Origin of the sequence: Catenulispora rubra (assembly GCF_015356825.1) — a bacterium.
GTDB classification, from domain to species: domain Bacteria; phylum Actinomycetota; class Actinomycetes; order Streptomycetales; family Catenulisporaceae; genus Catenulispora; species Catenulispora rubra.
The window spans coordinates 1-10,064 of the sequence record NZ_JAACYW010000379.1 but is presented as its reverse complement, the minus strand read 5'-3'; the positions used below and the strand labels follow the sequence as shown (position 1 = coordinate 10,064).

Genomic DNA, 10,064 nt, shown 5'->3' with positions numbered 1-10,064 from the left:
CCCCAGAACCCTCCCCGCCAACCAAGCACCGGCACCCACGATCTCAGCCACCGCCCGGCTACGCCAGCCCGTGCTACGGCTGGACGAAGTGGTAGCCGGCCTCAAGCAGCTTCGGCAGGAACTGTTGCAGCGCGGCGACTGTCTGGGAGCGGTCGCCGCCGCCGTCGTGTTCCAGGATGATCGAGCCGGTCTTGGTGTGGCCGAGCACGTTCTGCACGATGTGGTCGGCGCCGGGGCGGGACCAGTCGCGCGGGTCCACGGACCAGTCCAGGGGCCGCAGGCCCAGCTGCGTACAGACCTGGAACACCGTCGGGGACCAGTTGCCGCCGGGGGCGCGGAACAGCACCGGCTGCTTGGCGCCGCCGCGGGTGATGGCGTCGTTGGTGCGCTCGATCTCAGAGGTGACCTGCGCGGTGGTCATCTTCGACAGGTTCGGGTGGGTCCAGGTGTGGTTCGCCACCAGATGACCTGCGGCGCTGACCTCGGCCACCAGCGAGGCGTGCTTGTCGGCACTCTCGCCGATCATGCAGAACGTCGCCGCGATCTTGTACTGCGCCAGCAACGCCAACACCTGCGGCGTGTACTTCGAGCTGGGGCCGTCGTCGATGGTCAGGGCTATCGCCTTGTCACCCTCGTGCACGTAGAACTGCGGGGTGCCGGCCGGAGGGGGCGGGTCCTGCCCGGTGGCGCCGGCCGGCGGGGTGTTGTCCGGCGGCGCGGAGGTGTTGGTGTGCGAGTCGCCCTGGGCGCTGGAGGGGTCGCCGCTGGGGCTCTGGCCGGGGAACGGCGCGCCGCCGGTCGGTTTCGAGCGCGGGTCGGGGGTGCCGGAGGAGGTCGCACCGGCTGTAGCCGACTTGTCACTGTTCGAAGAGCAGGCACTCAGCAACATGATTCCGCCGGCGCTCAACATCAGCCGTCGCGATATTCCGCGGTCGAGCCGAATGCCGGTGCCGCGCAGGAGGTTTTGAGGATCAGGACCCGAAACGTTCACGCCCATGGGACGCGTCAGGCCGACGCGGGGTTGAGTTCTCTGAAGACTTTCTGAAGGAAATTATTCCCCTGATGAGGGCGCGCGCCGCCTCCGCCGCGGTCGTCTGCGGCATATTTTCGCGCTGTCATCAGGGGCGAAGCCGGTTTCGGCGCGGAGTGCCTGGAGCGCGGGCAGGTAAGTGTCCAGGCGGGGATCTACGCCTGACCTACGTATGGCCCGCGTCCCGCGAAGGCGGGTGCCTAAGCGTGTGCGTAGGCGCCGTCGATGAGGTCGGCCAGGTGCCGTGTGAGGTCTTCGCGACCGAACGGTTGCTCGTCGAGCCACCAGTCGCTGGCGGCCTGCACCATGCCGACGATGCCGTGGGCCCAGGCCTGTGCGCGCGGCCACTGGTCCTCCGGCAGCCCCAGTTCCGCGGCGATGCCTATGGCCAGGGCGTCTCCGAGCCGGCGTTGGAAGATCGCGACGCGGTCGCGGACCTCGGGTTCCTCGGCCTGGCCGCGGTGCACCAGGAACCGGTAGAGCGCCGGGTTGCCCTCGACCAGGCGCAGCCAGGCGTCGATCGCGGCCTCGGTGCGTTCGCGCCGGGTCGCCGGCCGGGTCAGGGCTTCGCGCAGCAGCGCCAGCAGGGTTTCGATGTGCCGGTCGGCCAGGGCGACGTACAGCCCGGCCTTGTCGCCGAAGTGCCGGTACAGGATCGGCTTGGAGATGCCGGCCTCGGCCGCGATCGCATTCATCGACGCCGACGGGCCCTCACGCAGTACCACGCGCTCAGCCGCGTCCAGGAGGTACTCCCTGGTGCGGCGGGGGCCTCGGCGGGAGGCCCGTGCTTCAGCTGCGTCGGTCGCCATCGGGTCCCTTCCTTGTGTGATCGCCATCTTGACAGAAGTTACCGCCGGTAACACACTAGCGGCGACCGAGGTTACCCATCGGTAGCGACCCCCCAGCCGGTAGCGACCCCAGACCCGAAGGACAGTGAACGAGACGATGACCGGGTTCTCCCTGGATTTGACCGAGGACCAGATCGAGCTGCGGGACTGGATCCACGGATTCGCCGCCGACGTCATCCGGCCCGCCGCCGCCGAATGGGACGAGCGGGAGGAGACGCCCTGGCCGATCCTGCAGGAGGCGGCCAAGGCCGGGCTGTACTCGCTCGACTTCTACGCCAACCAGTGGTTCGACGAGTCCGGTCTCGGCATCCCGATCGCGATGGAGGAGATGTTCTGGGGCGACGCCGGCATCGGCCTGGCGCTGTCCGGCACCGGACTTGCCGCGGTGTCGGTGGTGTCCAACGGCACCCCGGACCAGGTCGGCGAGTGGGTGCCGCAGATGTTCGGCACCCCGGATGACGTCAAGCTCGGCGCGTTCTGCTCCTCCGAGCCTGATGCCGGTTCCGACGTCGGCGCCATGCGCACCCGCGCCGTGTACGACGAGGCCAAGGACGAGTGGGTGCTGAACGGCACCAAGACCTGGGCCACCAACGGCGGGATCGCCAACGTCCACGTCGTCGTCGCCACCGTCGATGCGAACCTGGGCACGCGCGGCCACGCCTCGTTCATCATTCCGCCGAACACCCCCGGCATGGCTCAGGGTCAGAAGTTCAAGAAGCACGGCATCCGCGCCTCGCACACCGCCGAAGTCGTCTTGGACGACGTCCGCATTCCCGGCTCGTGCCTGCTCGGCGGGAAGGAGAAGCTGGATGCCCGGCTGGCGCGCGCCCGCGAAGGGAAGTCCAGCCGTGGCAACGCTTCCATGGCCACTTTCGAGGCCTCCCGGCCTGCCGTCGGCGCGATGGCTGTGGGCATTGCCCGCGCCGCTTACGAGTACTCCCTGGAGTACGCCAAGACGCGCGTGCAGTTCGGCAAGCCGATCGTGGAGAACCAGGCCGTCGCGTTCAAGCTCGCCGACATGAAGACGTCCGTGGATGCTTCGCGGCTGCTGGTGTGGCGTGCGGCCTGGATGGCTCGCAACGGCAAGACGTTCGAGTCGGCCGAGGGGTCGATGTCGAAGCTGTTCGCGTCCGAGACCTGCAAGCAGGTCACTGCCGAGGCGATCCAGATCCTCGGCGGCAACGGGTTCACGCGGGAGTACCCGGTGGAGCGGATGCACCGTGACTCGGCGATTTACACGATCTTCGAGGGGACGAGCGAGATCCAGCGGCTGGTGATCGCGCGGACCATATCCGGGGCGGCGATCCGGTAGCGGGTCCGGCAGCCGAGTCAGTAGCCGCGCCGCCAACAACACGCCCCGCTCGCCCCGATCACCAGGCTCACTGAGCCAGCGGGGAGCGTTGCAACGCCTCCGCTGCGGCCGTTGCCGACGGGTCCAGATACACCGAGGTCGTGCCGACGTCGGAGTGTCCCAGGATGTCCGCGACGGTGCCCACGTCGGCGCCGGCCTGCCGCAGCAGCACTGTGGCGGCGGTGTGCCGCAGGCCGTGCGGTGTCACCGCGCGCCGCAGGTCTGCGGGCATCTGCTTCACCCGGCGCTCCACCATCCGCTGCACGTCGCGTGCGGTCATCCGGCGGCCACGGATCGTCACCACCAGGGCGCGCGCCGCATCGGCGCGGTCGGCTTCGGGGTCGGAGGCCGGGGGAGTGGGGCGTTCGTGCTGCTGGTACTCGCCGAGCAGCGCCACCAGCGTCTCGGACATCGGCACGTCGCGGCTGCGGCCGCCTTTGCCGCTGCGGATCCGCAGCACCGGCATGCCGGTCAGCTCGTGCTGGCGGACGTCGGTCATGTTCGCCGCGCACAGCTCGGCCACCCGCGGCCCGGTCTCGGTGAGCAGCCGCAGGATCACCTCGTCGCGGAACGTCAGCCGCTGATCGGCGCGCAGCTCCTTCGTGGAGGCCGCCAGCTGCGGCGTCTCCTGCAGCGCCTGCGCCTGCTCCACGGTCAGGCCCAGGCGCGCGCCGACGGCGCGGGTGGGGACGCGGACGCGGGAGACGTTGGGCATGGGGTCGGCGCGGATGTAGCCCTGCTCGGCGGCCCAGGCGAACAGGCCGCGCACGGCGGCGGTCCAGCGGGCCCGGGCCTGCAGGCCGCGCCCGGGCGCCGGTTCGCCGCCGGGCCCGGCCTTGCGGCCGCGGGTGTAGCGCCGGTCGGGGGCGTTGGCGATGCGGACCAGGGCGTATTCGATGTCTTCGGCTTCGACGTCGTCCAGCGTCTTGTCCAGGCCCAGCAGCGTGGCGGCCTCGGTGAGGTCCCTGGCATAGGCGTCGCGGGTGGCCGGGGACAGCGCCCCGGTGGCCACGCGCAGGTGCAGGGCGTCGCGGTAGCGGCGGACGGCTTCGGCGACGGAGATCGGGGTGAACGGTTTGGGGGCGGCCACTGATCTATCGAATCAGACCGCGGGGACAACGGCGCCGCGGCGGTCTGGAAGTCACCGGGGCGCGGGGATTTCGGTGGTGTGTGAGGGTGCTGCGATTGTCTGATGGGGGCTCAATGCGGCGGTCCTTGCGGGGGACCCGTGGGGCGGTGGCCAACTTTACATAATGTACATTATCGGGCAATCGCAGGAGGGGGTTGAGAGGGGTGCTTGGAGGCTGTTTCGGGCACGTTTTGACGCACGTTGCTTCCTGGAGAACTCCGGGAACCTGCTCTAGATCATCTGTGCGTGGATCGCCGATCTGAGCAATGGATCATCGTCAGTGGAAATCGGCATCCGTCACGCGGCCGGCGAGTGACTCGGCTGGTCGCCGAGGTTCGGTCGGCTTCTGTCAGAGCCGTTCTGGCGCGCGCCAGAATCGTCGTCGATCACAGCGTCTCGCCCAGAACGGCTCTCACGGCGTCACGAACCACCGCAAAGCCCTGTCGTGTAATGCTGATTACGCGTCCTGATGCACCGGTTTCGCGCCTACCGCTTGTAAATCAGGGAAACGCCGTCGCCGACCGGCAACATGACGACGTCGACGCGCTCGTCGTGGATCACCTTGTCGTTGAAGTCCTTCATCAGGCGTGTGGACTCCTCGGCGGGGTCGGCGTCGATGACGCGGCCGCTCCACAGGACGTTGTCCACGGCGATTACTCCCCCGCTGCGCAGGCGTGGCAGGAGTTCGCTGTAGTACGTCCAGTACGAGGGTTTGTCGGCGTCGATGAAGGCGAAGTCGATGTACTCCTCGTTCGGCAGGGTTTTGAGGGTTTCGGCGGCCGGGGCCAGGCGCAGCTCGATCTTGTCTTCGACGCCGGCTTCCTTCCAGGCGGCGCGTCCGATGCTCGTCCATTCTTCGCTGACGTCGCAGCACAGCAGCTTGCCGCCGGGGGCGAGTCCGCGTGCGATGGCGATGGCGGAGAAGCCGGTGAACGTCCCCACCTCCACGGCGTGGCGGGCGTTGGTGAGCCGCACCAGCAGGGTGAGCAGCTGCGCCTCCTCGGCGCCGATCTGCATCCCGGACGGCGAGCCGAGCTCGGTGGTCCGGGCGACCAGCGCGTGCTGGACGGCGTCGAGCGCGGTGCTGTGGTTCACGACGTAGTCCTGGAGCGCGCCGTCCAGGCCGATCGAGCCTCGAGTCATGACGCTGACGATACGCCGGTGATCGTCGCCCGGCGGCACGGGAGCGCCGTCTTGTGGGGCGTTCGGCGGACGGGGCTGCCCATTCGCGGGTGCTACCAGTTCCGTGTGTGCGTCAGCTTCTCGTGGTCGGCGTCGGCGAAGCCGTAGGCGGCGGCGATGTTGTAGACGTCCCCGCAGATCTCCTCGCGGGCGACGGTCTCGATCTCGCTGCCGGCGGCCTCGAATTCGGTCTCCAGGGCGTTGAACTCCTCGGTCGCGGCCTGGGTCAGTGCGTAGAGGGCGTCCAGGTCGGCGGGGCGGTCGGCTTCCAGGCGTTCGCACAGCCGGACCAGGACGGCTTTGCCTTTGTCGACGACGTGGTTCGGGAAGTAGTCGTCTTCGTAGAGTTCGGCGAGGAACTCGTAGTCGGCTATGGCGGTGTTGGTGATCGGCATCGTGGGCTCCGGCTGCGCGTGCGGCTGTGGTGGGTTGGCGGGTGGCTGCGCTGATTCTGCATCGGGGCTCTGACAGGTCGGCGGGGTGGCGAGCCAGCCGTGGTCGATCACCTCAGGCTCCTGCCGTGACTGCCGTGACGAGCGGCTGCGGGGCGGCGGCCGGTTCGGGGTGTGCGCGGACGGCGGGGATCAGCAGCACCGCGAGGTTGGCGCCGCCGACCAGGACCGCGGCGGTGGCCAGGGGCAGCGTCATGCCGACGGCGGCGGCGATCGGGGCGGCCAGGGCCAGGCCGAGGGGGCGGGCGGCGAAGGAGATGAGGCTGTCGAAGGAGCCGACGCGGCCCAGGGCCTGCGGCGGGATGCGCTGCTGGATGGTGGTCTCCCACAGCGGGTCCAGGATGCCCAGGCCGAACATGCCGGCGGTGTAGGCGGCGAGCAGCAGCGGCAGGGGTGCGGTGGCGGCGAGCGCAGCGAGGGGCAGCGCATACGCCGACGCGCCGAGGGCGACGCCGATGAGGGGACGCTTCAGGCGCAGCCGTCCTGCGGTCCAGACGCCGGCGAGCATGCCTGCGGTGCCGGATTGCAGGGTGATGACCCAGGCGGTGCCGCCGCCGAGGTGGTGAATGGCGATGACCGGTCCGAGGGTGAGCAGGACGCCGGCGGTCATGTTCCAGATGCCGTGGCCCAGGACGTTGGCGATGAACCAGGGGTGGCGGCGGGTCTCGGTCCAGCCGGCGCGCAGGTCCTGTAGGAACGGCGCGCGCCGGGGGTTTTCGTCGGTGAGGTCCGAGACGGAGTCAGCGGCAGACGCCGGGACGGTGACGTCGCGACCACGCCGTCCTGGCACACCAAGCCCGCCGAGTGTCAGCGCGGATCCGATGAACAGTGCCGCGGTCAGCAGCGAGGACCATCCGGCTCCGATCCCGAGCATCAGCGTCCCCGCGACGCCGGGTCCTGCGAACTGAGCCAGTCCCTGCCACACCGACATCCGTGCGTTGAGTCGCTGCCGCTGTGCTCCGCTGAACGTCGCCGACACCAGCGTCCGTACCGCCGGTGTCCCGAAGGCGACGGCCGCGCCGGTGACGGCGGCCAGTGCGGCCAGTACCGGCACGTCCACTCCCCCGGCCAGCAGTGTGGCGCCGATGCCGGCTTGTGCGGCGGCGCGGGTGAGGTCGGCGGCGAGGATGACGCGGCGGGCCGGGAAGCGGTCGGCGAACACGCCGGCGGCGGGCAGCAGGAGCAGCATCGGGACGAATTCGGAGGCCAGGATCAGGCCGAGTGCGCCGGCGGCGCTGCCAGCGTGCACGACGGCCAGGGTGAGGGTGGTGGGGATGAGGGAGGTGGCCAGGGCGGCGGCGGTGCGGCCGAGCAGGAGTCTGCGGATCATGCCGCCACAGTATTTCGCCACCGAATCATTCGTCAACGAAATACTCTCCGCCGAACCTTCCGCTGGCTAACCACCGCCGGGCGTCCCATACTGGCGTGATGGAGGACTCCGTCGACCGTCACCTGGCCCGCTGGCGCGGAAAGGCCCCCTACGACGAGACGGTCGAGGCGGTCATCACCCGCATCCAGAACCTCACCAAGCACGTCGCCACCAGCAAGCGCCGCATGCACGACGAGGTCGGCCTGCAGGACTTCGAGTACCAGACGCTGCACCGCCTGGCCGCCCGCGACGACCGCCGCGCCACGGTCGGGGAGCTGGCCTCCGAGCTGCTCCTGTCCCCCGCCGGCATGACCGGCCGGCTGGACGTGCTGGAGCAGGCCGGGCTGGTGCGCCGCATCCGCGGCACCGCCGACCGGCGCCGGGTCGACGTCGAGCTGACGCCGGCCGGTCATGCGAAGTGGATGGCCGGGATGGAACTGCAGGCCGTCGTCGAGACCGACATCGTCAACGCCCTCGACGCCGACGAACGCGAGCAGGTCAGCGCGCTGCTGAAGAAGATGCTGCTGCGCGCCGAGGAGATCGCCGCCGGCCAGAGCGCCCCCGGCCCCGGCGCCGCCCCAGGCGCAGCCGCCCCGGCCGCCGGATGAGCCGCGCATGAATAGCCGGTAACGGGTTAACGGGAAGCAGAACCCGGATCCGCGACCGTCGCAGACCGCTGTTTCACCCCCGCCCGTCGGCGCGCGCCGGCGGGACTTCCGCGCTGCCGCCTGCGCGCCCTGCCGTGGCTGAACGTCGGCAAAACCGCAAGAGCGCCGTAGCGCGCGCGTCAGCGTCTCGGGATTTTCGTCGAAACCCATCCGTTCGGGCAGATCCGCGCCATCCCCGCGCGCCATCCGCCACGGCGTCGCGGCCTGGTGCGCCGGCTTTGGTTCGCCTTACTTCAGAAGGGAGCCCTTACGGCACCGGCATGCGCGAGGACAAGGAGGACCCGGCGATGACGATCACCCCGGACCGCACCGCTGAGGAACAAGCCGACGACGCCCCCACCCCAGCGGATTCCCCGCTGTCCCTCAGTACCGCCGCGGCCCGCAATCTGGCCACCACGACCAAGTCGCAGCCGCAGATGCGCGGCATCACCTCCCGCTGGCTGCTGCGGCGGCTGCCGTGGGAGGAGGTGTCCGGCGGCACGTACCGGGTGAACCGGCGGCTGAGCCTGTCGGTGGGGCGCGGGCGGGTGGCGTTCGTGCAGAGCGGCGCCGACGACATCCGCGTCGTCCCGGAGACGCTGCGGGAGATCCCGGTGATGCGCGGCTTCGCCGACGACGGCCTCCTAACAGAGCTGGCCGGGTTGTTCACGCCGCGGGACTTCCACGCCGGCGACGTCATCGCCGAGGCCGGGCATCCGGTGGACGAGGTGTTCATCCTGGCGCACGGCCGGGTGGAGCGCAGCACCATCGGCGCCTACGGGGAGCCGACGCTGCTGGGTGTCCTCACCGACGGCGCGCACCTCGGGGACGAGGTGCTGCTGCAGGAGGATCCGCTGTGGAGCGCCACGGTGAAGGCCACGACCGGCGGCACGCTGATGGCGATGCAGCTGGCCGACTTCCGCCGGCTCCGGGACGGCAACGCCTACCTGCGCGAGCACATCGAGGAGTTCGTGGCGCGCACCGGACGGGCGGTGAACTCCAAGGGCGAGGCCGTCGTGGAGATCACCGCGGGGCACGAGGGCGAGGTCGAACTCGCCGGCACCTACGTGGACTACGAGCTGTCCCCGCGGGAGTACCAGCTGTCGTTGACGCAGACGATACTGCGGGTCCACTCCCGGGTCGCCGACCTCTACAACGACCCGATGGACCAGGTGAAGGAGCAGCTGCGGCTGACGATCGAGGAGATCCGGGAGCGGCAGGAGTGGGAGCTGCTGAACAACCGGGAGTTCGGGCTGCTGCACAACGCCGAGTACGACCAGCGGATCAGCACCTGGTCCGGGCCGCCGACGCCGGACGACATGGACGACCTGCTGTCGATGCGCCGCAGCACCCACATGTTCCTGGCGCACCCCAAGGCGATCGCGGCGTTCGGCCGCGAGTGCACCAAGCGGGGCCTGTATCCGGACCCGGTGATGGTCGACGGACACGCGGTGCCGGCCTGGCGCGGCGTGCCGATCTTCCCCTGCGGCAAGATCGGCGTGGAGAACGGGCACACGTCCTCGATCGTGGCGATGCGCCTGGGCGAGGCCCAGCAGGGCGTGGTGGGGCTGCGGCAGACCGGCATCCCCGACGAGTACGAGCCGGGGCTGAACGTGCGGTTCATGGGGATCACCGACATGGCGATCATCCGGTACCTGGTCACGGCGTACTACTCGGTGGCGGTGCTGGTGCCGGACGCCATCGGGATCCTGGAGAACGTCGACGTCGCGACGCCGCGGAGCTGAAGGGGTGACGGGGACGATGGCGAGGATCGCTCCGGTGCCGGCCGCCGGACTGGGCATGGCGGCGGCACGGCTGTCGCAGGCCGGGCGCCCGGGCCGGGTGACCGAGGCGCTGTACTGCCCGCCGGCGGTGCGCGACGACCCGGCGCTGGCCGCGACGGTGCAGCAGCAACTGGACGAGTGGGCCGCCGGGGTGGGGCTGGCTCCGGGGCCGGCGGCCGGGCTCGGGCGGCTGGTGGTGCTGGCGCATCCGGACACCGACGACGTGGGCCGGCTGGCGGTGGCGGGGCGGCTGCTGGCGGTCGGTCGGCTGC

Annotated in this window: 9 protein-coding genes and 1 pseudogene; 4 read left to right on the top strand and 6 right to left on the bottom strand. The window is 70.3% G+C overall.

All coding sequences use genetic code 11. From position 1 onward, the window contains the following. Positions 1-73: 73 nt before the first annotated feature. A complete protein-coding gene (locus GWK61_RS49480; RefSeq protein WP_194920685.1) occupies positions 74-889 on the bottom strand; it encodes a polysaccharide deacetylase family protein in 816 nt (271 codons plus the stop codon). Between the two features lie 341 nt (positions 890-1,230). Beyond that, positions 1,231-1,839, bottom strand: coding sequence for a TetR family transcriptional regulator (locus GWK61_RS49475; RefSeq protein WP_194920681.1), 609 nt, complete (start codon positions 1,837-1,839; stop codon positions 1,231-1,233). A gap of 136 nt (positions 1,840-1,975) precedes the next feature. Between GWK61_RS49475 and GWK61_RS49470 the strand changes: the two genes are divergently transcribed. Further along, a complete protein-coding gene (locus GWK61_RS49470) occupies positions 1,976-3,190 on the top strand; it encodes an acyl-CoA dehydrogenase family protein (protein WP_194920680.1) in 1,215 nt (404 codons plus the stop codon). A gap of 67 nt (positions 3,191-3,257) precedes the next feature. On the opposite strand, the gene GWK61_RS60300 is transcribed toward GWK61_RS49470, so the two are convergent. The 4 genes from GWK61_RS60300 to GWK61_RS49450 all read right to left on the bottom strand — a co-directional run bounded on the left by GWK61_RS60300 (position 3,258) and on the right by GWK61_RS49450 (position 7,322). Continuing rightward, entirely contained in the window at positions 3,258-4,319 is a 1,062-nt protein-coding gene (locus tag GWK61_RS60300; protein WP_194920675.1) for a tyrosine-type recombinase/integrase, read from the bottom strand. Between the two features lie 525 nt (positions 4,320-4,844). Beyond that, positions 4,845-5,501 (bottom strand): O-methyltransferase, encoded by a 657-nt coding sequence (locus tag GWK61_RS49460; protein ID WP_194920672.1) that lies wholly within the window; start codon positions 5,499-5,501, stop codon positions 4,845-4,847. A 92-nt stretch (positions 5,502-5,593) separates the two neighbouring features. Continuing rightward, positions 5,594-5,935 carry a DUF5713 family protein gene (locus GWK61_RS49455; RefSeq protein WP_194920688.1) on the bottom strand — a complete coding sequence of 114 codons (342 nt, stop codon included), beginning with the start codon at positions 5,933-5,935 and terminating at the stop codon, positions 5,594-5,596. 112 nt (positions 5,936-6,047) lie between these two features. Further along, complete coding sequence (locus tag GWK61_RS49450; RefSeq protein ID WP_194920670.1) at positions 6,048-7,322, bottom strand: MFS transporter; 1,275 nt, start codon at positions 7,320-7,322, stop codon at positions 6,048-6,050. Between the two features lie 98 nt (positions 7,323-7,420). Between GWK61_RS49450 and GWK61_RS49445 the strand changes: the two genes are divergently transcribed. The 3 genes and pseudogenes from GWK61_RS49445 to GWK61_RS49435 all read left to right on the top strand — a co-directional run. Further along, complete coding sequence (locus GWK61_RS49445) at positions 7,421-7,969, top strand: MarR family winged helix-turn-helix transcriptional regulator (RefSeq protein ID WP_194920667.1); 549 nt, start codon at positions 7,421-7,423, stop codon at positions 7,967-7,969. A 320-nt stretch (positions 7,970-8,289) separates the two neighbouring features. Further along, complete coding sequence (locus GWK61_RS49440) at positions 8,290-9,753, top strand: family 2B encapsulin nanocompartment shell protein (RefSeq protein ID WP_228564248.1); 1,464 nt, start codon at positions 8,290-8,292, stop codon at positions 9,751-9,753. Positions 9,754-9,769: 16 nt separating this feature from the next. Then, positions 9,770-10,064, top strand: a pseudogene (locus GWK61_RS49435) (hypothetical protein); the annotation flags it as partial.

Excerpts from the sequence above, each read along its gene's own strand:
- GWK61_RS49460 (WP_194920672.1), bottom strand. The coding sequence starts at position 5,501 with ATGACTCGAGGCTCGATCGGCCTGGACGGCGCGCTCCAGGACTACGTC.
- GWK61_RS49440 (WP_228564248.1), top strand. The coding sequence starts at position 8,290 with ATGCGCGAGGACAAGGAGGACCCGGCGATGACGATCACCCCGGACCGC.
- GWK61_RS49480 (WP_194920685.1), bottom strand. The coding sequence starts at position 889 with ATGTTGCTGAGTGCCTGCTCTTCGAACAGTGACAAGTCGGCTACAGCC.
- GWK61_RS49455 (WP_194920688.1), bottom strand. The coding sequence starts at position 5,935 with ATGCCGATCACCAACACCGCCATAGCCGACTACGAGTTCCTCGCCGAA.
- GWK61_RS49450 (WP_194920670.1), bottom strand. The coding sequence starts at position 7,322 with ATGATCCGCAGACTCCTGCTCGGCCGCACCGCCGCCGCCCTGGCCACC.
- GWK61_RS49445 (WP_194920667.1), top strand. The coding sequence starts at position 7,421 with ATGGAGGACTCCGTCGACCGTCACCTGGCCCGCTGGCGCGGAAAGGCC.
- GWK61_RS49475 (WP_194920681.1), bottom strand. The coding sequence starts at position 1,839 with ATGGCGACCGACGCAGCTGAAGCACGGGCCTCCCGCCGAGGCCCCCGC.
- GWK61_RS49470 (WP_194920680.1), top strand. The coding sequence starts at position 1,976 with ATGACCGGGTTCTCCCTGGATTTGACCGAGGACCAGATCGAGCTGCGG.